We start from the raw sequence: 21,908 nt of genomic DNA, 5'->3' as shown, positions 1-21,908 counted from the left end.
GGAGATTAAAAATGAAGAAAAAATTAATTATATTATTGTTAATCTGTATTATTGGATTAATTGCTGTAGATACTTATTATTTAAACCAACCTGCTAATGATTATTCTAATAAAGAAGATGTTAGTATAGCTATCACTGGGGATGTAATGTTTGCTCGTAAAATGCCAGGAGTTCTTGATTTGGGAAGTCCTTTTAGAAATGTTGAAGATGTTGTATCAACAGTAGATTTATTGCTTATTAATTTTGAAAATCCTGCAACATATGCAAGTACTCCTTATAAAGGGGCAGTTCCTTTAAAATCTGATCCAAAATATGTTGGACTTGCAAAAGCTAATGAAAATACTATAGCTGCCCTTGCAAATAATCATATTGGGGATTATGGTCCTGAAGGATTAAAAGATACAATTAATGCTTTAGATGAAAATGGAATTAGTTATATTGGTGCGGGTAATAATTTGGAAGAAGCTAGTAAGCCTGTTGTCCAAGATATTAAAGATAGAAAAGTTGTTATTTTAAATTATATGGATCAAGATAATTTTCAAGAATTTTCACAAAGTGAAATACCAATAGCTACAGAAAATGAACCAGGTTATTCTCCTATTGATTGGGATATTATTGAAAAAGATTTAGCTGAATATAATGATACTGCTGATATAATAATTGTTTATTTGCATTATGGAAATGAATATAGCACAAGTCCTAATGAAAATCAAGTAAATATTTCAAAAAAATTAATAGATAATGGTGCAGACATTGTAGTTGGAGCTCATCCTCATGTAACTCAAGGAATTGAAATGTATAATGATAAACCTATTTTTTATAGTTTAGGTAATTTTATATTTGATCAATCAAATCCTAATACTCATTTAGGGATGTTTTTAGAACTAGATTTAGTTAATGATAGCTGTGAAGTAACTGTTTATCCAATTTATATAAATGGTTATATTCCTCAATATATGTCTGCTGATGAGGGAGCAAATCTTTTAAATGGCTTGAATCCTCAATGTGATAATGTTACAATAACTGAAAATGGTACTGGAAAATTAGTTTTTAAATTAGATTAAATCTATTTTAAATCACTTAATAGTTTTCCACCAACTCCTACATTTTCTGCAGGATATTCTTCTATTAATATAGTAATAGCTGATTCTGGAAGGTTATAAGCATTAGCTACAACTTTTGTTACTTCATGTACCATCTTATTTTTATTTTCTTTATTTATTGTATTATTTCCACTAATTGTTACAACTGGCATTTTTTAACCTCATTTTTTATATGTTAAATTATATAATTAATTATTATAAAATAGTTATTATTTATTTTATATATGAGAACATGTATATTACCATACAATTTCTTAATAGTTTAATAGCTATTATTAATTTTAATTAAAATTATGGATGATTAAAAATGCTTGGAGAGAAAGAACTTATAAAATTATTTCCTGAATTTGTTGATTTAATACAACCTTCTGGAATTGATCTTGCCCTCGATGAAATATATGTCCAAAAATCTGAAGGATCATTAATTGATAATGAAAAAAATTTACCAGATATAGAAACTTTAGAAGGACCTATTTATACTTTAAAACCTAAAACTGCTTATTTAGCTACAATCGATCGCAAAATTAAAATTCCTAAAGGATATACTATGCTTTATACTCCTAGATCTACATTACTTAGGTCTTTTATTTCTGTTCAAACTGCAGTAGGAGACCCTGGTTTTTATGGAACATTAATGTTTATGATATATAATCATGGAGAATTTGAATATAAAATCAAAAAAGGGGATCGTATTGCTCAGGGAGTCGTTTTTGAAGTTGTAGGCTCTGGAGAATATGATGGTAGCTATCAAGAAAAAGAAGATTAATATGAATATATCTAGTTGGATTGTTAAAATTCTAGAAAATAATGGTGTTAAACATATTTTTGGCCAACCTGGTGAGCAAATTTTACCATTATATGTTGCTTTAAAGGATTCTAATATTGAACACATTTTAATGAATCATGAACAAGCTGCAGCTCATGCATCAGATGCATATTCTAGAAGTTCTAACAAATTTGGGGTTTGCCTTTCAACTGCAGGTCCTGGAGCATTAAATTTTACAATGGCTATAGCTACAGCATTTAAAGATAATGTACCAATGTTAATAATAACAGGAGACAATCCTACTAATATTAAAGATAAAGATTGCTTCCAATCAATTCCAATTAATGATGTTTTCAAAAATATTACTTTTAAAAGTTTCAACCCTTCTTCTTCTAAAGAAGCATTAGATAATTTATATTTAGCTATTAACTTATTAGATAATGAACCTAAAGGCCCGATTCATATTAATTTATCTAAAGATATTTTACTTGAAGAACTTGAAAATTATGAAAAAGTTGACTTTAAAGTAAATTATAATTATGAAAATATTGAAATAGCTAAAAAATTAATTAAAGATTCTAAAAAACCATTAATAATTGCAGGTGCAGGAGTAAAATATTCAAAAGCTCTAGAAAAACTTAAAATATTTTGTTTTGATAAAAATATTCCAATTTCTACAACTTATCATGCAAAAGGAATAATAAATGAATTTGATAAAATCAATTTAGGTATGGTTGGTGTAAGGGGAAGTAATTTTTCAAATTATGCACTTGATAATTCAGATTTAATAATAGCTTTAGGATGTAAGCTTTCTGAGAGAACAATAATTGATAAATTACCTATTAATAATAAACTAATTCATGTTAATATTGATGAAAGTGTTTTAGAAGGTAATTGTAAAATTCATGGAGATGTAGGCACATTTTTAGATAAAATTAATGATCTAACTTTAAAGTTTAATAATGATTGGATGGATGAAATTTATTCAAACAATGTTCCACTAAAAGTTGAAGGATTAGATTCTCTATCATTAAATCCTCAAATAGCTATAAAAGAAATTTTATCTAATTACGAGAATACATTATTTGTAAATGATGCAGGAACTCATACTACATGGGTAACATTAGAATCTAAATTAGGTGAAGGTTCTCAATTAATTTATTCAGGATCTTTTGCTCCTATGGGTTATGGACTTCCAGCATCAATAGGTGCAAGTATAGCAAATCAAGATAAAAAAACTGTTTTAATTAATGGTGATGGCGGTTTTCAAATGAACCTGCAAGAATTAGCTGTAATTTCAAAGTTAAATCTTCCAATTATTATATGTATTTTAAATAATAATGAATTAGGTATTATTCGTCAATATGAAGAAGAATTTTATAATATGGAAAGCTATCAAGTAAAATTAGATAACCCTGATTTTATAGGTATTTCTACATCTTATGGTATTTCTTCATCAAAAGTTAAAACAGAAAAAGAATTAAAAATTGCTTTAAAAGAAGCATATAATGTTAATAAACCTTATTTAATTGAAATTATTGTAGAATCAGAAAACATTCCATTTCCTAAATAAAGATCTTTTATAAAATCTCTTATAATTTCTTTTTTATTTTCATCAAAATATTTACTTTCATTTAATGCATATAAATGAAATTTTCCATTATCTTCAATTATTAAGCATAATGGATCTAATTGTAAAGTGCTAGGGGATTTTTTAATAGCTATTATTTCCATTTTATAAATATAATAAAAGTTCTTACTATCTACTTTTATTTTTTTATAGACATTTCCTTTAATTTGCCTAAAATAATTTGAAATTTCACTAGAAAATTTATTCTTCATTTTTTCCCCTACTAACTTGAATTATTTCTTTAATTAAGTTAAAAACATCTTTATTTATAATTAATCTTAATAATGCATATACTATATTAATTAATCTTATTTTTATATTTAAATCTAGATTAAAATCAAAGGTAGGCTTTGTAAATATAGGCATAGCTGTTAAAGAACAAGATTTTAAAAGAGTATTTGGAATTGTTGCAAAAACCCAAAAATAACCAACAAGTTTTGCAGTTTCAACATAGCTACTAAATCCAAAATCGATATGAAAACTAAATTTTTCAATATTAAATGATTTAAAAATTCTCTTTAAAAAATAATAAAAATAAGGAAGTGTTTTTTTAATTTTTGGGATTAATGGTTTATATTGTTCATAATATTCTTGTGGTGTTTTATCTTCTTCAGTTTCTTCTTCTAGATTATCTTCTTTTTTAAAGATTTTATCTTTTAAAGGTTGAAACTTATCAAAAATCTTATTTAAATATTTTTCCTCTTCAGGAGGACTTTCTTCTTCTGGAAATTCTTTTTTTATAATAGCTATTTTTTCAAATATTATTATATTTATAAAACCAACAATAGTTGATTCTTTTTTATTTAAGTTTATAATTATTCTAATTCCAAGGATTAAAAATATAAAAATTATTATAAGAATTATTAAAATAATCCCTAAAATAAAATTTATAAAATCCAATGTATCCCTTTCTTTAATTATTCTTCATCTTTGATTTCAATTTTATTTGGAGGTATGTATTCTCCTTCATCATAATCGTCATCATCATCTTTAGGGATAATTTCTTTTATGAGTTCTGTTATAACAGGAGTTAAATCACTAAGAGCTTTATTTAAATCATTTCCTTTAGATAAATTTAATACTCTAACACTTTCAGGCCCTTCAACACCTTTTAATATAACTACCATTGATACAGGTTCAACACCAGCTCCTGCAGCCATAGCTTGCATTCCAGTTTTCTCAACAGCATCAGAACCTGATCCAAAACCCATACCAGTTCTCATTACTGGAATAAGAGTTGCGGTTTCAGTTTCGATTGATTCTCCTACAAAATTTTTTATGTTAATTAATTTATGTAATTCATCAACAATTGTTTTTACATCATCTGCTTGCATTTTCACACTTCCTTTTAATAATTTTATAAATATGATTCTGTAATTGATTTAACACCTGCACCAGAGTCAACATCAATTCCAAGTCCTTTTAATGTCATACCAATAGCTGAAAAAGTAATAGCTAATTCTTTATAAGAAACAACACCCATATGTCCTATTCTAAATACATTTCCTTTTAAGTGGTCTTGACCACCAGCTAATTCAACACCAAATTTATCTCTTGTAGTTCCTCTAAATTCTTTATCAGTTATACCTTCTGGCATTTTAACTGCAGTAACTGTAGCAGAAGAAACGGATTCATCTGGGAATAATTCAAGACCAAGAGCTTTAACTGCTTCAACAGTTGCTTTTGCTGCTTTATGATGACGTTCAACTCTGTTTTCAATCCCTTCTTCTTTAACAATTTTTAATGCTTCATATAATGCATATGTTAATGATACTGATGGAGTATATGGTGTTTCAGGAGGAGTTTTATCTCCACTTTTTTTATAAGCTTTCATATCTAAATAATAAGAGTTAGAATTAACATTTTCATTTGCAATCCATGCATCATCACTTAAAGTTATTGCAGCCATTCCAGGTGGTGCAGCAAGACATTTTTGAGAACCAGTTACACAAACATCAATTCCATATCCGTCTACATCAACATAATCTCCGCCTAAAGATGAAACAGTATCAACAACATATAATGCATCATAATTTTTCATTACTTTTCCAATTTCCTTAATTGGTGCAGCTACTCCAGTTGAAGTTTCATTATGAACTACAGTAATAGCTTTAATATCTTCATCTTCATCTAATGCTTCTTTAATATCTTTTGGATCAACAGCTGTTCCCCATTCAACTGTTAATTCTTTAGCATCTATATTATGGGACTGAGCTATTTTCATAAAACGCTCACCAAATTTTCCACCAACAACACTTAATACTTTTTCATTAGGATTTACAATACTTGAAATTCCTGCTTCCATTGCAGCAGTACCTGATCCTGTTATAGTATAAGATTTATTTTCAGTTTTAAATACTTCAGAAACCAAATTATTAGTTTTGGTTAATATATCTCCAAATAATGCACTTCTATGATTGACGATTGGTTGGGACATAGCTTCTAAGACTCTTTTAGGAACTGTTGTAGGTCCTGGAAGCATTAATAATATTTCATCCATTTTTTATTTTCCTCCAATAAAACATTTAAATAAGCTTAATTTTAAGCTATTTAAAATTATTTTTTTTATATTATTAAAACATATTTATTGTCTAAAAATTTTTATAATTTCATTTTCAAAATATTAATTATGCAAATGAGTGAGTGGCAAATTTGGTATGAAAAAATATTAAATGATTTTAATTTTTCCTTAAAAGATGATGAAGATTCAGCTATTATATTAAGTAAATTATTAGATGGTATTAGTTTTTTAAAGATTAATGATTTGATTGATACATTTGAAAGTTATGATAAAGCTATTGTTTTTGGTGCAGGCCCATCTCTTTTAAAACATATACAAATAATTAAAAATTGTCAAGATTTAGAAGATTATATTTTAATAGCTGCAGATGGTGCAAGTTCAGCATTATTAAGTGAAAATCTTGTACCTGATATTATTGTTACAGATTTAGATGGAAAATTAGAAGATCTATATAAAGCTAATAAAAAAGGATCTATAATGGTAATTCATGCTCATGGAAATAATTCTAATGAAATAAGTGAACATACTCTTAAATTTAATAATATTTTAGGAACCACACAATCAAAACCAATTAAAAATCTTTATAATTTTGGAGGGTTTACTGATGGAGATAGAGCAATCTTCTTAGCAGTTGATTTAAATGTTAGTGAGATTGTTTTAGCAGGAATGGATTTTGGAAATATTGTAACTAAGTTTTCAAGACCTAATATTTTAAATGATACAGAAATAGCTGATGATATTAAAATTAAAAAATTAAAATATGCTGAGTGTCTTACACAATGGATTGTTGATAATGAAAATATTAAAATTAAAAAATTAAAATAGATTTTTTTAAAAAAATTTATTTATATTAGTTAAAATAAAATATTCATTATGGGAATTGAAGATATTTTAATGCATGATGAGAGCATTTTTCAAAATATAAACGCATTTGATCCCGATTATGTTCCTGAAAATTTTAATTATCGTGACACTCAAATGGAAGCTATGGCTATGGCTATTAGACCAGCTATTAGTGGAGGAAAACCTAATAACTTAGTTGTATTAGGTTCTTGTGGTACGGGTAAAACAACAGCTATTAAGAAAGTATTTGGACTTGTTGGAAAAAATACTGAAAAGGTTGTTTGTTGTTATGTTAATTGCCAATTACACACTACACGATTTGGTATTTTCTCTCAAATTTATAAAAAAATATTTGGACATCTTCCTCCTGAGACTGGTGTTCCTTTTTCTAAAATTTATGAGAAAATAATGAAATATCTACAAAAAGAAGAAAAATCATTAATTGTAGCTTTTGATGATGTTAATTATCTTTTTCAAAGTAAAAATGCTAATAAGATTTTTTATGATTTACTTAGGGCTTATGAAGAATTTCCTGGTGCAAAAACAGGGATTTTTGCTATTTTATCAGATTTAGAACTTAGATTTGCATTTGATAAAAATGTAAACACAGTTTTTATTCCTCAAGATATTACTTTCCAACCATATACTTTTTCTGAAGTATTTGATATTTTATCAGATAGAGCTAAAGTTGGATTTTATCCTGGAGTTATTGAAGATGAAATTATTGAAGAGATTACTGAATATGCTATTAACAAAGGGGATTTAAGAACAGGTATTGATTTACTTAGAACAACTGGTAATATTGCAGAAGCTAATGCTTCTCGAAAAATAGAACAAGAACATTTAGATGAGGCTATTGCATCACAAAGTTCTATTAATTTACAAGAAACTTTAAAATCTTTAAACGATGTGGAAAAATCTTTACTTGAAATTGTAGTAAATTCAAATGAAGTTTTAAATGCTGGACAGCTATCAGAAATTTTCTTAGAAAAAGAAGATGTTAGCTATGCTACATTTAATAGAACTTTAGAAAAACTAGAATTTTTAAGATTAATTGACACTAAATTCACAGGTAAAGGTGTTAGAGGTAATTCTCGTGAGGTTATCTTAAGATTTTCTCCTGATGAATTTAATAAAAATTGTAAATAAAAAAAATAAAAATTAAAATAATAATATGTACAGGGTTAATTATGGAATTTGTAACATATTATTATTTAAAATATTAAATAATATACTTCCTACCTTTTAATTGAGTATTGCATGACTCAACTTTTTGTATATTGCTTTATACAGACTGTTGATCAGTAGGGTTTGGTAGTATATTAAATTCCAAATAATATATTTGGATTTGGGTCTGAAACAACAGCCATTATAGATAAAAGCAATACTGAAAATACAAATAGTATTGCCATGCAAGAGTTAAAATTGTATATACTGAAATCTAATTCATCTCTAAATGAGTTTTTCTTTCTCAAATCGACTTTCAAATTGTTGTCTATATTTTTCAACATAAGTATCACATCACTAGTTTAATGTTGTTTGAAAACTCATATAAAGGAAGAGAAAGACCCCATTTGAAAAGTAATATTTTTGATGATTAATATGAAAAATCCTTACGAATACTTCGATGTAACTGCAGACATTGGTTTTATCGCCTATGGTGAGACTCTAAATGAAAGTTTTGAAAATGCAGGACTAGCTATGTTTAATGTTATATCTGATACAAATAACATTAAAGCTATAAATAAGCTAACATTTTCTATTGAATCAGAAGATGAAGTATCTCTTTTATATGATTTTCTAGAAGAATTACTCTTTTTACATGAGGTTAAATTCATGTTATTTTCTAAATTTAATGTTGAAATTTATAAAAAAGAAAATGGCTTTAAATTAAATGCTACAATTGAAGGAGAAGAAATTAATTGGGAAATTCATGAAAGAGGTAGTGAAATAAAAGCTATTACTTTTCATATGATGGAAGTATCAAAAAACAATGGATTTTACCAGACAAAAGCAATTCTAGATTTGTAAAATAATTAAATAATATTAAAAATAAATATAGTATTAGATAATATGAGATATATTAAAAATTCTACAAGAATTCTTGAAACTATTATTGGAATAGTTGGAGGATTATTAAGTTTAATCGGGTGCTCTTTTATAGTATTTATTGGAAGTTTTGCATCAGAGACTACAATAACATTAGGGATTTTAGGATTAATTGGAGCATTACTTGGAATATTTGCAAGTTTTTATGTAAATGTTGATAATTATATAGCTGGATTTTTATTTATTATTGCAGCGATTATGGTAATTGTTGGAGCAACATTTTTAGGAATTCCTGGAATGTTATTATTATTGCTTGCAGGTCTTTTATCATTTATTAGGAATTAATTTTACAGTGGTTATATGGATAAAAAGGAAAATTTTATTAAAATTAGTGAAAACATATGGGAAATTCCAGAATCATTTAATAAGAAAATGAACTCTTCTGGAAGAATCTATATGGATAAGGAAAACTTTGAAAAATTAGAAGAAGGGGCAATTGATCAAGTAATTAATGTTGCATGCTTACCTGGTATTAAAAAATATTCTATAGGTCTTCCAGATATTCACTTTGGTTATGGATTTCCAATAGGGGGAGTAGCTGCTTTTGATTCTAAACTAGGAATTATCAGTCCTGGTGGGGTTGGATTTGATATTAATTGTGGTGTTAGAATGATTAGAACTAATTTAACACTTAATGATATTGAAGATAATATTGATAATCTTTTATCTGAGCTTTTTGAAAATATTCCATCTGGAGTTGGAAGTAAAGGAAAAATTAAACTCAAAGAAAACGAAATTGATGATGTTTTAGATAAAGGGGCTAAATGGGCAGTTGAAAATGGTTTTGGATGGGATGATGATCTTGAATACCTTGAAGAAAATGGATGTATTGAAGATGCAGATAGTGAAAAGGTATCTGATAAAGCAAAAAGAAGAGGAATTCCTCAACTAGGTTCTTTAGGTTCAGGTAATCATTTTATTGAAATTCAAAAAGTTTCTGAAATTTATGATGAGGAAATAGCTGAAATATTCGGTATTAAAGAAGGTATGATTACTATTATGATTCATACCGGATCAAGAGGCTGTGGTCATCAAGTTTGTTCTGATTATTTAAGAAAAATGGACAGAGCTTATAAAAATTATAAAATTGATATTCCAGATCGCCAATTAGCTTGTGCACCATTAAATTCTAATGAGGCTCAAGATTATCTTAAAGCAATGTATGCAGCAGCTAATTATGCATGGGCTAATAGACAAATGATTACTCATTGGGTTAGAGAATCTTTTGAAAATGTATTGAATACTAGTGCTAAAGATATGGATATGAGTATTATTTATGATGTAGCTCATAACATTGTAAAAGAAGAAGTTCATGATATAAATGGTAGAGAATCTAAATTAGTTGTTCATAGAAAAGGAGCTACAAGAGCTTTTGGACCAGGAAGGTCAGAAATTCCTGAAAAATACAGAAAAGTTGGTCAACCTGTATTAATTCCTGGAACTATGGGGACAGCTTCATATATTTTACATGGAACTCAAAAAGCAATGGATGAAACATTTGGTTCAACTGCACATGGTGCAGGACGTGTATTAAGTAGAACACAAGCTAAAAAAGATTATACATCTCAAGAAATTGAATCTGAATTGGAAAATAAGGGAATTAAAATTAAAGCAAGTACTAAAAATGTTATAGCTGAGGAAGCATCTGGTGCTTATAAAGATGTTGATAGTGTTGTTAAAGTTTCAGATGATGTAGGAATAGCTAAACTTGTTGCTAAAGTAGTTCCAATAGCTGTTACTAAAGGATGATTATATGATTGGTATTATTGGAGGTAGTGGAGTTTATAAATTAACTGAACTTGCCGACGCGATTGAAGAAAAACTAGTTAAAACTAACTATGGTGAAGATGTTAAAGTAAGCATTTTAAAAATTAATGAAAAAGATGTAGCTTTTATATCTAGACATTCTTCTAATCATTCTCTTCCTCCACATATGATTAATTATAAGGCAAATATTGATGCTCTTAAATCTATTGGAGTGAGTAAAATTATAGCTACTAATTCTGTAGGATCTTTAAATAAAGATATAGCTCCTGGAGATATTGCAATAGCTACGGATTTTCTTGATTTTACAAAAAATAGGCCTACAAGTTTTTATGATGATAAAGTAGTTCATGTTGATGTAACAGAACCATATTGTCCTAGCTTAAATAAATTAATTAGTTCAAACTTTAAAAATATTAAAAATGGGGTTTATGTTTGTACAGAAGGGCCTCGTTTTGAAACTGCTGCTGAGATAAAAATGTTTAAACAACTTGGTGGAGATTTAGTTGGAATGACTGGGCTACCTGAAGTGGTTCTTGCAAGAGAAAAAGAAATTTGTTATTCATCAATATGTTTGGTTTCTAATTATGCAGCAGGTATTTCTGAGGATAAATTAACAATTGACGAAGTTTTTGAATTTGTTGAACTTAAAAGAAATGATTTAATAAATTTAATTTATAAAACAATTAATAAAATTCAAGATAATGAAGATTGTACTTGCCTAAATGCTTTAGAGGGAGCAGAAGTTTAATCTTCATCACTAAATATTTCTTCTATATTAACATTAAAATATTTAGCTATTTTAAATGCTAATTTTAATGAAGGGTCATATTTTTCTTTTTCTATTGATAGTATTGTTTGTCTTGTTACACCTAAGCTACTAGCTAGGTCGTCTTGTGTAATATCTTGCATTGCTCTAAATACTTTCAATTTATTTTTCATTTAATGACCTATTAGTATTTTCTTTTATAATATATTGATGAAATTCCATATATGATAAAACTAAGTATTATGAAAATAATTAAGGGATATACTATTATTTGATATTCTGGATATTGATTTCTAAGTGTTAAAATAGCTATTAAAGAATAAATTGCTAATGTTAATGTAATTCCATAAGTCATATATCCTGCTTGTTCTTTTATATATGTTTGTCTTTCATCTTCTATAACTTTACCTTTTCTAGTTTTAAAGAATTTATCAAATTCATTATAGTTTTTTAAAGTAAATGGTAGTAATAAAATGACTAAAATTAATGCAGAAACTATTAAATAACTAATATCTGCAAATATTACTCCTAAAAACCAAAATAAATTAGTTATAAATGAAGCTAAAAATAATATGATCACTTTTATTTTTGTATTAATATAATCACGTCCTATATTGAATGTTAAATATATTTAACATAATGTTATATAAACTTTACTTTAAGCAAATATTATAATAAAAACAAAAATATAATATATTATTAAAAAGAGCTAAAAGGAGATGAATTATGTCAAAAGTTATTTTATTATGTGGAAGTCCTCGCAAAGAAAGTAATACATTTGATGTTTTAAATGCATGTCGAGAAGAAATAGAAAAAAATGGAGTTGATGCAGAAATTATTTCTTTTAGAGGTAAAAACATCAAATCATGTATTGCTTGTAATAAATGTGTTGAAAAGGGTAATTGTGTTTTAAATGATGGATTAGAAGAAATTATTGAAAAAATACGAGTTTCAGATGGATTTATTCCTGCAGCACCAGTATACTTTGGAACAGCAAGAGGAGATATAATGGCAGCTCTTCAAAGAATAGGAAAAGTTTCAAGAGGGACAGATAATTTCTTAGATTGGATGGTAGGCGGACCAATAACTGTTGGAAGACGTGGTGGACATACATTAACTTTACAAGAAATGTCTATGTTTTTTAATATAAATAATATGATTATAGTTGGAAGTAACTATTGGAATATGGTTTTTGCAGGCCCAGAAGGAACATCTTCAGAGGATTCAGAAGGAATCGATACTATAAAACTATTTGGGGAAAATGTAGCTAAATTAATTAAAAAAATAAATTAAGGTTTTATAATGAAAATAGCTGTTGCAAGTTCAAATGGAGAAGTTGTAGATTCACATCTTGGAAAAGCTACTTGTTTATATATTTATGAACTTGAAGAAGATAAGTTTGTTTTTCTTGAAAAGAGAAAAACGGGCGTAGATACTTCTAAAAAACATTCAGGAAGCTTAGTACTAGATACTGCAAAAGATTGTGAGGCTATAATTTCTTTAAAATTCGGGTTTAAATCTAAAATGAAAGCAGATAATGCTAATATCAAACTTGTTCAAGATGAAGGAACTGTTGAAGATGTTTTAAATAGATATCTTGAACATACTAAATTTATGAATAAACCACTTAATATATAATAAAGGAGGGCAAAATTTGAAAATAAAGAATTTTAATAGAATTTTTTCTTTAACACTAATTATATTAATATTATTTTTAAGTTTTAATGTAATAAATGCTGAAGATGGAAATTTTACTACTTTAGATAATAAAATAAATTCAGATTCTAATATAATATTAGATTCAAATTATAAATTAGCTAATGCAGAATTTAACCAATATGAAAATGGTATTGTCATTAATTCAACTAAAACAATAGATGGAAATGGTTCATATATTGATGGTATTAACGCAGAAAAACAAGTAAGAATATTTAATATTGGATCTGATGGTAATTTAACCTTAAAAAATTTAATTTTAAAAAATTCATATAATGAAGTAGGTGGGGCAATAAACGTTGCAAAAGGAGGAGCATTAACTTTAATAAATGTAAGTTTTATTAATAGTTCTGCTTCTAATGGTGGTGCTATATATTCAAATAGTTCTACAATAATCATTATAGATTCTAATTTTTTAAATAATTTTATTTCTAATAAAACTAGCTCAGAATCATTTAATGGTGCTGGAATTTATATTTCTAATAGTAATCTTACTATAACAAATACGAACTTTTTAAATAATAATGCATCAATATTTTTAAAAATTGATGAGGAAAATTTTAATAGTTCTAGTGGAGGAGGAATTTATAGTCTAAATTCTAAAATTGAAATAAATAACTCTACATTTTATAAAAACTATGCAACACAATATGGTGGAGCTATAGCTGTATTTAATGGAACTTTAAAAATTAATAAAACAAATTTTACTGGTAATTATTTAAAATATTTCAATATTGAAGAAGGACAATTCATGCCTTCTGGAGGTTCAATTAGTTTATTTTATTCTAATTTAACAGTTTATGCATCTAATTTTGAAAACTCTATAGCTAATGCTGGAGGAGTCATATTTAAATTTAATAGTGATTTAAAAGTTTATATGTCAAATTTCACTAATAATGGTGCATATAATCAAGGTGGAGTTTTATGGGATCAAACATCTAAACCTAATAGTGGAGAAACATTAATTGATAATTGTATTTTTAAAAATTCATATTTGAATTCTAATAATATGGATGATGCGGGAGTAGTTATAATTTCATCAGGTGTAGAACCAGAAATTTCAAAAATCAATATATTCAATTCTAATTTTTCAAATAATATTGCTAAAAATGAATTAATGGGCCTTATCCAATTGAGTTTTTCTGAACTTAATATTGATAATTCTAATTTTTTAAATAACACAGCTGTTATTATAAAAGGTTTCTCAGGTAATAATCCTTTTAAAATTAATATTAATAATTCAAATTTCACAAATACTGTTTCACAATATGTTATTTTTACAATAAGAAATTCTGAAGCTATGATTAAAAACAGTAATTTTATTAATAATACTTTTTCATTATCAGCTATATTTAATTTTGCAGGAAATCATGTTATTTCGGGTTGTTTATTTGAAAATAATAATGTAAAAAGTATTGAAAATATATATGCTTCGACAATTGTTAATACAGGAGAAATGAAAATCTCGAATTCTAATTTTTACAATAATAATGCTAGCTATGGTGGAGCTATACTTAATGGTTATTGTGTTTATGATTATGCAAATGATATTTTTGATTTTTATGATGGTGGTAATTTAATTATAGATACAGTTATATTTAAAAATAATCATGCTACTTATGGTGGAGCTATTTTTAATCCTGGAAATTATACTATTTTAGACCCTGAAGAAGTTAATATTGATGGAGGTAAATTATATATTACTAATTCTGTATTTGAAAATAATAATGCTGAGTATGGTGGAGCTATAGCTAGTATGAAATATGATTTTAATCATGTTAATGCAACTTATAATCCTATAAATATAGTAAATATAACTAATTCAGAATTTATTGGTAATTTAGCATCTAATATTGGTGGTGCTATTTATAATAATGCCACAATGTATTTAAAAAACAATATTATGGAAAATTGTCTTGCAGAGGAACTAGAAAATTATATTTACAATGATAATATTATTATAAATCCCACAGTCACATTTATCAATGGAGATACAATTTATACAACTGTTAACTCAAAAATAACCATAAATGTCACTGTTACTGATGATAATAAAAATCCTATTACTGGAAAATTTGTTAACATGGCTATTGGTGAAAAACAAAATATTATTGTTGAAATTATAGAAGGTAAAGGCTTTTATGAATATTCTGTTACGACTATAGGAAATTTCACTGTTACTGGAATTTATAATGGTGGAGGAAATGAATCTAATATTCGAAATGGAAAAATAATTTCCTTTAAAGAATCTAAATTATTAATAGATGCTAAAAATGTTATTGAAGGTAGTAATGTTACAATAACTATTTATTTAACAGATTTTGAAGATAATAAATTAAATGCTATTGTTCAAGTCTTATTTAATGATACAATTTTAAATATAAATGTTATTAATGGAATAGCTTCTTTTATAATTCCAGATTTGCCTAATGGAAAGTATAATATAAGTGCTTATTATGGAGGTAATAGTGAATATGCTTCTTCTAATTATTCTACTAGTTTTAAAGTTTCAGAATTTTTAGATACTATTATTAAAGTAAATGATTTAGAAATGTATTATAAAAATGGAAGTAAATATGTAATTACTTTATTTGATTCTAATTTTGAAGTATTATCTGAAATGAATGTATATATAAAAATTAATGGCATATCTTATATGAAAATTACAGATAAAAATGGTAATGCTGAGTTAAATATTAATCTTCGTCCTGGTAAATATGAAGTTTCTGTTTACTTTAATGGAACTGGTAAATATGCAGAATCTGAAAATAATAGTAATGTAAATGTTTTATCAACTATAATCATTGAAAATATCACTAAACACTATAAAAATGATACTCAATATAAAATTACTGTGGTGGATGGTAATAATAACTCTGTTGCAGGTAAAAATGTATCTATAAATATAAATGGAGTAATTTATTATCGTTTAACTGATAAAGATGGAATTGCAACATTAAATATTAATTTAGATCCAGGTAAATATGTTGCTACTGTTGAACACCCTGAAAGCGACTTAAAAATAAGTAGTATCATTGAAGTAATACCTATTTTATATGGTAAGAATTTAATTAAGAATTTTGGAAATAGTGAACAATATGAAGTTGCAGTATTAGATAATTTAGGTAAACCGTTATCTGATGTGATTGTTAGAATAAATATTAATGGAGTAATTTATTCTAGAATATCTGATAGTAATGGAATAGCTAAATTAAATATTAATCTTAATCCTGGTAGTTATATTGCAACAGCAATGTATAATGGTTATTCAACCTCAAATAATATTACTGTAAATCCTTAATTATTATTAAGGATTTTTATTTTTTTTAAATAATTTATTTATATTAATTTGGATATGTTTTTTAAAAACTTTTAAATATAATAAATTGAAAAATTATTAATAACCTTATTGGGCGGGTTTTATATTTTTAAAACTTATTAGATTAATATTACTTAAAATAACTTAAAAGAGAATAGATTGATTCTATTCATGAAAATATTATGATATTTTCTATAAAATTATTTTATTAGATTATTTTATAGCTTATTTGATAAAAGATTAGATATCATAATGACAGATGATTTTTTAAGAATCTAAAACATTTAGCAATAGCTATCTTGTTTTAATTATTATTATAAAATTAATTACAAAAAAATAAAACAAAATGTGATACAATGGCAAAAGCAAGACGTAGAGTACGTGATACATGGAAAGAAAAATCTTGGTATACAATTAAAACTCCTGTTGGATTTGGAGATAAAGAAATTGGTGAAACTCCTTCAAGAGACCCTGATTTTCTTATAGGTAGAGGAGTCGAAGTTACTATGAGAGAATTAACTGGTGATTTTTCTAAACAATACATTAAATTACGATTTGAAGTAGATAATGTTGCAGGGGATACAGCTAACACTAAATTTACAGGACATAAAACTACTACAGATTATGTTAGAAGTATGATTAGAAGAGGAACTAGTAGAATTGATGTTTCCAAAATTGTAAAAACTAAAGATGATTACAAAGTAAAACTCCATGTTTTAGCAGTAACTACAAGAAGATCTAAATCTTCCCAACAAAAATATATGAGAGAAGTTGTTCAAGAGTTATTAACTGAAGTAGCTAAAGAAAAAAGCTTCGAAGATCTCATAGAATCTACTGTTAATGGTAAATTAGCATCTGAGATTTATCACAATGCTAAGAAAATCTACCCTCTTAAAAGAGTAGAAATCATTAAAAGTAAAGTTATAGAATAGATATTCTTAACTTTTTTTTTAATTTTTACTATTTTTGATTTATTTTGGAGGTTCTAAAGTGGATAAACTAATGATTAATTGGGGATATGTTATTATTCTCTTTATTTTAGGTTTTATTACTTATAAACGTAGAGCTTTAGACTTTTTAGGATCTCTTTTCATGGTTGTCATGGGTGTTGTTATAATCTTCTCAGCAGGTGTCTCATGGCTTTTAATAATTTTACTATTTTTGATTTTAAGCCTTTTTGCAACTAAATTTGCTAAACCTTATAAAAGGAGTTTAGGTAAATATGAAGGCCAAAGAAATGCAATTAACGTTATTTCTAATGGTATTGTAGCATTTATGTTTGCTGCATTTGGAAGTTATTATTTACCATTTGCTGGAGGATTTATTGGAGCAGTTGCAACAGCAACATCTGATACTTTAGCTAGTGAGATCGGTATTTTAAAAAAACCAAGACTTATAACTACAATGGAAGAAGTCGAACCTGGAACTGATGGAGCTATCTCTATTTTAGGAACCGCAGTAGGAATTGTGGGTGCTGGAGTCATTGGAATTGTTGGGTTTATTTTAGGTGTAATATCTGATCCTTTTGTATCTATTAAAGTAGCTGTTATTGCAGGAACTTTAGGGTGCTTTGTTGACAGTATTCTTGGTGCAGTTCTTGAGAGGAAAGGTGTTTTAAAAAATGAACATGTAAATCTAATTGCAACAATATCTGGAGCATTTTTAGGTGTTTTATTAGTAATATAAATATTTTTTTTATTAAATTAACAAACACATGCTGATAAGATTATAATTAAATTACTATTTTTCATATCTACTTATTTAAATTAAATCTAAATATATTTTAATTAAATTAATTTTTTTAAAATTATAAATTATAATTCAAACTTTCAATATAAACAACTTTAAAAATCTATTAAAAATAAGTTTTTTTTTAAAAAAAATAATAGGAGAAAATTAAATTTCTCCAGAAAGTTCTTTTTCATTTAACAAAGGCCTAATACTTAAAAGACCAATTCCCATAGTAGATAAGTTATGTAAAAGAGAAGAACTTGTATGAGTTATAGTTCCTAAAACTCCCAAACCTATTAATGATGAATTGATAGATACAATCATTTTATAATTATTATTGATTTTATCTAACATTTTTTGACTTAGAACTTTTAAAGTAATTAACTCATTTAAATCATCTGATAGAAGAGAAATATCAGCTACTTCACGGGCTATATCTGATGAATTTTTCATAGATACAGAAACATCTGCACAAGATAATGCAGGTGAGTCATTAATTCCATCACCAACCATTATAACTTTGTTTCCTTTACTTTTAAATTCATCAATAATTTTAGATTTATCATCAGGAAGAACTTGTGATCTATATTCATCAATTCCTAATTCTTTAGCTGCATGACTAGCTGCATTTTCACTATCTCCTGTTAACATAACAACATGTTTTATACCTAAATTTTTAAGTTTAGCTATAACAGACTTAGCTTCATCGCGAACAGGATCTTCAATACAGAATATACCTTCTAATTTTTTACCAATTGCCAAATATACTATAGAATAATCATCAGCATGTTTACTTACAATTTTTTCTTGTTTTTTAGTAAATTTAACATTTTCATCATCAACAACAAAATGTTTACTGCCAATTATTGTTTTCTTTTTACCATAGTGAGTAACAATACCATGAGCTACAATATATTCAACTTCTGCATGTTCTTCTGCATGGTTTAAGTTTTCTTCTTCAGCTTGTTTTACAATAGCTCTTGCAACACTATGGGCATAATGCTCTTCAATACATGCCCCCATTTTTAGAATCTCTTCTCTTGAATGTTTTCCAAGAGGAATGACTTTAGCAACTTTTGGAGATGCATTAGTTAGTGTACCTGTTTTATCAAATACTATAGTATCTGCTTGAGCATATGCCTCTAAAAATTTACCTCCTTTAACTAGAAGTTTATGATTAGATGCTTCTCTCATAGCTGAAATTACAACAAGAGGTGTAGCTAGTTTAATAGCACATGAAAAATCTACAGTTAATACAGATAATGCTCTTTGAAAATCCTTAGTTAATAAATAAGCTATTGCTGTTGTTAATAAACTAAATGGTACAATAGTATCTGCTAATCTTTCAGCTTTACTTTGAACATTTGCTTTTAAATTTTCTGAATCTTCAATTAATTTAACAATTTTATTAATTCTTGTATCTTCATTTACAGAATCAACTTCAACAGTTATATTGCCTTCTTCAATAAATGTTCCAGCATGGACTGTTTTGCCTATATTTTTTTGAATAGCTAATGGTTCTCCAGTCATAGAAGCTTCATTAACCATACTTTCTCCATCAAGAACTTTACCATCAACTGGAATTATTTCTCCAGTTCTGATTTTAATTTTATCTCCTTTTTTGATTTTTGAAGGTGCTTGGCTGATTTCATTACCATCATCATCAACAACCCATACATTATCTATATTTAATGCTAAACTATTTTCTAATGTATTTTTAGTACGCTTAACTGTATATTCTTCTAATAAATCAGAAATTGATAATAAGAACATTATAGATGATGTTGATGAATAAGATTTGTCAATTAATGTGCCACCAATAGCTAATCCATCAAGTAAATCAACATTCATATTTAAATGCAATATACTATTTAAAGCAGCTTTTAAATATTTAAATGATCTAGCTATTGTTATGATATTTTTCATTGGTATTGGTAAGAATATTTTAAAAAATAATCTTGTGAATAATTTTTTAGTTAATTTAAAATAGAATTCATTATCAATAGCTCTTATGGAATCTTCTTCACTACCTTCAGCTTCATAAATATCATTTATTCCAATTCCAGAAATAAATTTTAATATATTATTTTTATTGGATACATCATCATATTCAATAAGAATGCTTCCGTTTGTATGTGTAGTTATTACAGATTTGACACATTTCTTTTTAAGTATTAGTTCAGATAACCCATATCCTTCTTTTTGATTAAAAGCATATCTTCCTAATCTTAACCTTATTCGTGTTCCTTTGTCATATACGATTTCAAATTTCATATAATGGCTCTAGAAAAGTTATTTTTTAGACTTTTTTTCATCTTTGTCTTCAATATATATTTCTTTTTTATTTTTTTCTTCAGCTTCATGGCAGATATCTTCAGCACTGTCTTTCATATTTTGGAAAGATTCTTCAGCATCTTTTTGAATCACCATAGCTTTTGCCATTGTATCTACTGCTGTGTTTTTAACTTTTTCACTTTCAAGTACTTTCTTACCTATAATTGCTGCTGCAATTCCTCCACAAAATAATAAAGCTTCTTTATGGTCGTATAATTTTTCAATTGTATCTTTCATATTTTTTCTCTCCTTATTTATTATATTATATCCCTAAATATATTTTAGGTAAACTTAAATTTATTACACTCATTATATATATTTTTCTTATTTTTACTTAAATGTCAAAATATCTTATAAAAAGCTTAAGTTTAAGTATAATGTAATACAGATAGTATTATAGTTTAATTATATGATTTCTTTATAATATTGAGTGATGCTATGAAACGTACCAAAAAACTTATTATTGCAAACTTGTTAGTGATTTTAATCGGTTTGATTATTGTTACTGGAGGTGCATTATTTTTTGACAATGAAGGGGAACTTTCTACAGGTCAAAAAAATATACTTGTATGTGCGGTTGATGAAGGAGAACCTAGGCCTGGAATGGGTGGTTGTGACATGGCATTTATTATAGAATTAAATAATGGTACTTTAACAGGATATACTCCGATTTATCCTTCTGGACTAACACATCCAAATGCAACAGAACCTCAAGAAGCCCAAGAACAGGGTGCAGGTGAAAAATTGCTATTGCATGATGCTTTTTGGTATGAAGATAATGAGCAATCTATGAAGTATGCTAAGGAAATTGTAGAATATCAAAAAAATGTATCTATTGATGCGGTGGTTGCTGTAAATTCTGAAGCTTTAGATTCTATTCTTGCAGCTGCAAGTCCATTAAAAGTTAATGGACAAGAAATTAATAGTACTGGAATTGATTTTATTCGAGATGAACAAGATTCTGATGGTCTCTCAAGAGGAGATGCAGTTATGGAAGTAGCTAAAGCTGTTGCAGAATCTGCTAATGATCCTACAAAAAGAGCAACAATGATTGAAACAGCTTTTGACCAATATTCCAAAGGTAATATTGTTATGACTCCTCAAGGAGCTTTCGCTGAATTGATAGCTTCAAAAGGACTAAATTCCTTTTTCTCTTAATTTTTTTATTTTTCTAATTTTTTTTTCGAAATCTTTATATATTCAAAAACATAACTATTTTTTATTGCATTAATAATAATTTATTATTAAAAAGTATTACTCATTGATGTAATTTTTTAAAATTTGTAATACTTTTGCAATATGA

Annotated in this window: 25 protein-coding genes; 15 read left to right on the top strand and 10 right to left on the bottom strand. The window is 26.5% G+C overall.

All coding sequences use genetic code 11. From position 1 onward, the window contains the following. Positions 1 to 11 precede the first annotated feature (11 nt). Positions 12 to 1,064 carry a CapA family protein gene (locus ACA134_RS08600; protein WP_409200002.1) on the top strand — a complete coding sequence of 351 codons (1,053 nt, stop codon included), beginning with the start codon at positions 12 to 14 and terminating at the stop codon, positions 1,062 to 1,064. A gap of 2 nt (positions 1,065 to 1,066) precedes the next feature. Here ACA134_RS08600 and dmpI read toward each other — a convergent pair whose 3' ends face one another. Further along, positions 1,067 to 1,255: a 4-oxalocrotonate tautomerase DmpI gene (dmpI, locus tag ACA134_RS08595; RefSeq protein ID WP_409200001.1), complete on the bottom strand. Its 189-nt coding sequence runs from the start codon at positions 1,253 to 1,255 to the stop codon at positions 1,067 to 1,069. A gap of 155 nt (positions 1,256 to 1,410) precedes the next feature. Here dmpI and ACA134_RS08590 point away from each other — a divergent pair, with 155 nt between their 5' ends. Next, a complete protein-coding gene (locus ACA134_RS08590; protein ID WP_409200000.1) occupies positions 1,411 to 1,869 on the top strand; it encodes a dCTP deaminase domain-containing protein in 459 nt (152 codons plus the stop codon). Further along, positions 1,841 to 3,442 carry a thiamine pyrophosphate-binding protein gene (locus ACA134_RS08585; RefSeq protein WP_409199999.1) on the top strand — a complete coding sequence of 534 codons (1,602 nt, stop codon included), beginning with the start codon at positions 1,841 to 1,843 and terminating at the stop codon, positions 3,440 to 3,442. The genes ACA134_RS08590 and ACA134_RS08585 overlap by 29 nt, the downstream gene beginning before the upstream one ends. On the opposite strand, the gene ACA134_RS08580 is transcribed toward ACA134_RS08585, so the two are convergent. Genes ACA134_RS08580 through ACA134_RS08565 form a run of 4 tightly spaced genes read right to left on the bottom strand, consistent with a single transcriptional unit; the run spans position 3,391 to position 5,999 of the window. Further along, a complete protein-coding gene (locus tag ACA134_RS08580; protein ID WP_409199998.1) occupies positions 3,391 to 3,711 on the bottom strand; it encodes a hypothetical protein in 321 nt (106 codons plus the stop codon). The two genes, ACA134_RS08585 and ACA134_RS08580, sit on opposite strands and share 52 nt — an antisense overlap. Further along, positions 3,701 to 4,399, bottom strand: coding sequence for a hypothetical protein (locus tag ACA134_RS08575; protein WP_409199997.1), 699 nt, complete (start codon positions 4,397 to 4,399; stop codon positions 3,701 to 3,703). Before ACA134_RS08575 ends, ACA134_RS08580 begins: the two co-directional genes overlap by 11 nt. 17 nt (positions 4,400 to 4,416) lie before the next feature. Next, positions 4,417 to 4,833, bottom strand: a complete 417-nt coding sequence (locus ACA134_RS08570; protein WP_409199996.1) for a GerW family sporulation protein — start codon at positions 4,831 to 4,833, stop codon at positions 4,417 to 4,419. A 23-nt stretch (positions 4,834 to 4,856) separates the two neighbouring features. After that, a complete protein-coding gene (locus ACA134_RS08565; RefSeq protein ID WP_409199995.1) occupies positions 4,857 to 5,999 on the bottom strand; it encodes a pyridoxal-phosphate-dependent aminotransferase family protein in 1,143 nt (380 codons plus the stop codon). 129 nt (positions 6,000 to 6,128) lie between these two features. Between ACA134_RS08565 and ACA134_RS08560 the strand changes: the two genes are divergently transcribed. Both ACA134_RS08560 and ACA134_RS08555 read left to right on the top strand, forming a co-directional pair. Beyond that, positions 6,129 to 6,845, top strand: coding sequence for a 6-hydroxymethylpterin diphosphokinase MptE-like protein (locus ACA134_RS08560; RefSeq protein ID WP_409199994.1), 717 nt, complete (start codon positions 6,129 to 6,131; stop codon positions 6,843 to 6,845). Between the two features lie 39 nt (positions 6,846 to 6,884). Continuing rightward, the gene (locus ACA134_RS08555) at positions 6,885 to 8,012 is read left to right on the top strand and encodes an ORC1-type DNA replication protein (RefSeq protein ID WP_409201099.1); all 1,128 of its coding nucleotides are present in this window, start codon (positions 6,885 to 6,887) and stop codon (positions 8,010 to 8,012) included. A 173-nt stretch (positions 8,013 to 8,185) separates the two neighbouring features. Here the strand turns inward: ACA134_RS08555 and ACA134_RS08550 are convergent, their stop codons facing one another. Next, positions 8,186 to 8,374, bottom strand: a complete 189-nt coding sequence (locus ACA134_RS08550; protein WP_409199993.1) for a hypothetical protein — start codon at positions 8,372 to 8,374, stop codon at positions 8,186 to 8,188. Positions 8,375 to 8,465: 91 nt separating this feature from the next. On the opposite strand from ACA134_RS08550, the gene ACA134_RS08545 reads away from it, so the two are divergent. Genes ACA134_RS08545 through mtnP form a run of 4 tightly spaced genes read left to right on the top strand, consistent with a single transcriptional unit; the run spans position 8,466 to position 11,487 of the window. Next, positions 8,466 to 8,894, top strand: a complete 429-nt coding sequence (locus ACA134_RS08545) for an archease (RefSeq protein ID WP_409199992.1) — start codon at positions 8,466 to 8,468, stop codon at positions 8,892 to 8,894. A 42-nt stretch (positions 8,895 to 8,936) separates the two neighbouring features. Continuing rightward, positions 8,937 to 9,257, top strand: a complete 321-nt coding sequence (locus ACA134_RS08540; RefSeq protein ID WP_409199991.1) for a hypothetical protein — start codon at positions 8,937 to 8,939, stop codon at positions 9,255 to 9,257. A 15-nt stretch (positions 9,258 to 9,272) separates the two neighbouring features. Next, on the top strand, positions 9,273 to 10,721 hold the full coding sequence (locus ACA134_RS08535; RefSeq protein WP_409199990.1) for an RtcB family protein: 1,449 nt from the start codon (positions 9,273 to 9,275) through the stop codon (positions 10,719 to 10,721). A 4-nt stretch (positions 10,722 to 10,725) separates the two neighbouring features. Further along, positions 10,726 to 11,487, top strand: a complete 762-nt coding sequence (gene mtnP, locus ACA134_RS08530; RefSeq protein ID WP_409199989.1) for an S-methyl-5'-thioadenosine phosphorylase — start codon at positions 10,726 to 10,728, stop codon at positions 11,485 to 11,487. Here the strand turns inward: mtnP and ACA134_RS08525 are convergent. Next, on the bottom strand, positions 11,484 to 11,678 hold the full coding sequence (locus ACA134_RS08525) for a helix-turn-helix transcriptional regulator (protein ID WP_409199988.1): 195 nt from the start codon (positions 11,676 to 11,678) through the stop codon (positions 11,484 to 11,486). The two genes, mtnP and ACA134_RS08525, sit on opposite strands and share 4 nt — an antisense overlap. Positions 11,679 to 11,689: 11 nt before the next feature. After that, positions 11,690 to 12,085, bottom strand: coding sequence for a DUF2178 domain-containing protein (locus tag ACA134_RS08520; RefSeq protein ID WP_409199987.1), 396 nt, complete (start codon positions 12,083 to 12,085; stop codon positions 11,690 to 11,692). Between the two features lie 146 nt (positions 12,086 to 12,231). Here ACA134_RS08520 and ACA134_RS08515 point away from each other — a divergent pair, with 146 nt between their 5' ends. The 5 genes from ACA134_RS08515 to ACA134_RS08495 all read left to right on the top strand — a co-directional run bounded on the left by ACA134_RS08515 (position 12,232) and on the right by ACA134_RS08495 (position 18,226). After that, positions 12,232 to 12,798, top strand: a complete 567-nt coding sequence (locus tag ACA134_RS08515) for a flavodoxin family protein (protein ID WP_409199986.1) — start codon at positions 12,232 to 12,234, stop codon at positions 12,796 to 12,798. A gap of 9 nt (positions 12,799 to 12,807) precedes the next feature. Next, on the top strand, positions 12,808 to 13,143 hold the full coding sequence (locus ACA134_RS08510) for a NifB/NifX family molybdenum-iron cluster-binding protein (RefSeq protein WP_409199985.1): 336 nt from the start codon (positions 12,808 to 12,810) through the stop codon (positions 13,141 to 13,143). Between the two features lie 16 nt (positions 13,144 to 13,159). Then, positions 13,160 to 16,522 carry an Ig-like domain repeat protein gene (locus tag ACA134_RS08505; RefSeq protein ID WP_409199984.1) on the top strand — a complete coding sequence of 1,121 codons (3,363 nt, stop codon included), beginning with the start codon at positions 13,160 to 13,162 and terminating at the stop codon, positions 16,520 to 16,522. A gap of 374 nt (positions 16,523 to 16,896) precedes the next feature. Beyond that, positions 16,897 to 17,472, top strand: coding sequence for a 30S ribosomal protein S3ae (locus tag ACA134_RS08500; protein ID WP_409199983.1), 576 nt, complete (start codon positions 16,897 to 16,899; stop codon positions 17,470 to 17,472). A 70-nt stretch (positions 17,473 to 17,542) separates the two neighbouring features. Then, positions 17,543 to 18,226: a TIGR00297 family protein gene (locus tag ACA134_RS08495; protein ID WP_409201098.1), complete on the top strand. Its 684-nt coding sequence runs from the start codon at positions 17,543 to 17,545 to the stop codon at positions 18,224 to 18,226. A gap of 210 nt (positions 18,227 to 18,436) precedes the next feature. Here the strand turns inward: ACA134_RS08495 and ACA134_RS08490 are convergent, their stop codons facing one another. Beyond that, positions 18,437 to 20,545: a heavy metal translocating P-type ATPase gene (locus tag ACA134_RS08490; RefSeq protein WP_409199982.1), complete on the bottom strand. Its 2,109-nt coding sequence runs from the start codon at positions 20,543 to 20,545 to the stop codon at positions 18,437 to 18,439. Positions 20,546 to 20,563: 18 nt separating this feature from the next. Beyond that, complete coding sequence (locus ACA134_RS08485; RefSeq protein ID WP_409199981.1) at positions 20,564 to 20,842, bottom strand: hypothetical protein; 279 nt, start codon at positions 20,840 to 20,842, stop codon at positions 20,564 to 20,566. A gap of 201 nt (positions 20,843 to 21,043) precedes the next feature. On the opposite strand from ACA134_RS08485, the gene ACA134_RS08480 reads away from it, so the two are divergent. Then, a complete protein-coding gene (locus ACA134_RS08480) occupies positions 21,044 to 21,763 on the top strand; it encodes a DUF4012 domain-containing protein (protein ID WP_409199980.1) in 720 nt (239 codons plus the stop codon). The last annotated feature ends 145 nt before the right edge of the window (positions 21,764 to 21,908 follow it).

The organism is Methanobrevibacter sp. DSM 116169 (assembly GCF_046197865.1).
Taxonomy (GTDB): Archaea; Methanobacteriota; Methanobacteria; order Methanobacteriales; family Methanobacteriaceae; genus JAHKLT01.
Note: the sequence above shows the minus strand (reverse complement) of the source record. Positions and strands in the feature narration are given on the sequence as shown.

What these genes read in the sequence shown, in the direction of transcription:
- ACA134_RS08580 (WP_409199998.1), bottom strand. Translation starts at nt 3,711, where the DNA reads ATGAAGAATAAATTTTCTAGTGAAATTTCAAATTATTTTAGGCAAATT.
- ACA134_RS08480 (WP_409199980.1), top strand. Translation starts at nt 21,044, where the DNA reads ATGAAACGTACCAAAAAACTTATTATTGCAAACTTGTTAGTGATTTTA.
- ACA134_RS08515 (WP_409199986.1), top strand. Translation starts at nt 12,232, where the DNA reads ATGTCAAAAGTTATTTTATTATGTGGAAGTCCTCGCAAAGAAAGTAAT.
- mtnP (WP_409199989.1), top strand. Translation starts at nt 10,726, where the DNA reads ATGATTGGTATTATTGGAGGTAGTGGAGTTTATAAATTAACTGAACTT.
- ACA134_RS08540 (WP_409199991.1), top strand. Translation starts at nt 8,937, where the DNA reads ATGAGATATATTAAAAATTCTACAAGAATTCTTGAAACTATTATTGGA.
- ACA134_RS08490 (WP_409199982.1), bottom strand. Translation starts at nt 20,545, where the DNA reads ATGAAATTTGAAATCGTATATGACAAAGGAACACGAATAAGGTTAAGA.
- ACA134_RS08560 (WP_409199994.1), top strand. Translation starts at nt 6,129, where the DNA reads ATGCAAATGAGTGAGTGGCAAATTTGGTATGAAAAAATATTAAATGAT.
- ACA134_RS08500 (WP_409199983.1), top strand. Translation starts at nt 16,897, where the DNA reads ATGGCAAAAGCAAGACGTAGAGTACGTGATACATGGAAAGAAAAATCT.
- ACA134_RS08495 (WP_409201098.1), top strand. Translation starts at nt 17,543, where the DNA reads ATGATTAATTGGGGATATGTTATTATTCTCTTTATTTTAGGTTTTATT.
- ACA134_RS08510 (WP_409199985.1), top strand. Translation starts at nt 12,808, where the DNA reads ATGAAAATAGCTGTTGCAAGTTCAAATGGAGAAGTTGTAGATTCACAT.
- dmpI (WP_409200001.1), bottom strand. Translation starts at nt 1,255, where the DNA reads ATGCCAGTTGTAACAATTAGTGGAAATAATACAATAAATAAAGAAAAT.
- ACA134_RS08565 (WP_409199995.1), bottom strand. Translation starts at nt 5,999, where the DNA reads ATGGATGAAATATTATTAATGCTTCCAGGACCTACAACAGTTCCTAAA.
- ACA134_RS08535 (WP_409199990.1), top strand. Translation starts at nt 9,273, where the DNA reads ATGGATAAAAAGGAAAATTTTATTAAAATTAGTGAAAACATATGGGAA.
- ACA134_RS08570 (WP_409199996.1), bottom strand. Translation starts at nt 4,833, where the DNA reads ATGCAAGCAGATGATGTAAAAACAATTGTTGATGAATTACATAAATTA.
- ACA134_RS08525 (WP_409199988.1), bottom strand. Translation starts at nt 11,678, where the DNA reads ATGAAAAATAAATTGAAAGTATTTAGAGCAATGCAAGATATTACACAA.
- ACA134_RS08550 (WP_409199993.1), bottom strand. Translation starts at nt 8,374, where the DNA reads ATGTTGAAAAATATAGACAACAATTTGAAAGTCGATTTGAGAAAGAAA.
- ACA134_RS08545 (WP_409199992.1), top strand. Translation starts at nt 8,466, where the DNA reads ATGAAAAATCCTTACGAATACTTCGATGTAACTGCAGACATTGGTTTT.
- ACA134_RS08485 (WP_409199981.1), bottom strand. Translation starts at nt 20,842, where the DNA reads ATGAAAGATACAATTGAAAAATTATACGACCATAAAGAAGCTTTATTA.
- ACA134_RS08585 (WP_409199999.1), top strand. Translation starts at nt 1,841, where the DNA reads ATGGTAGCTATCAAGAAAAAGAAGATTAATATGAATATATCTAGTTGG.
- ACA134_RS08590 (WP_409200000.1), top strand. Translation starts at nt 1,411, where the DNA reads ATGCTTGGAGAGAAAGAACTTATAAAATTATTTCCTGAATTTGTTGAT.
- ACA134_RS08600 (WP_409200002.1), top strand. Translation starts at nt 12, where the DNA reads ATGAAGAAAAAATTAATTATATTATTGTTAATCTGTATTATTGGATTA.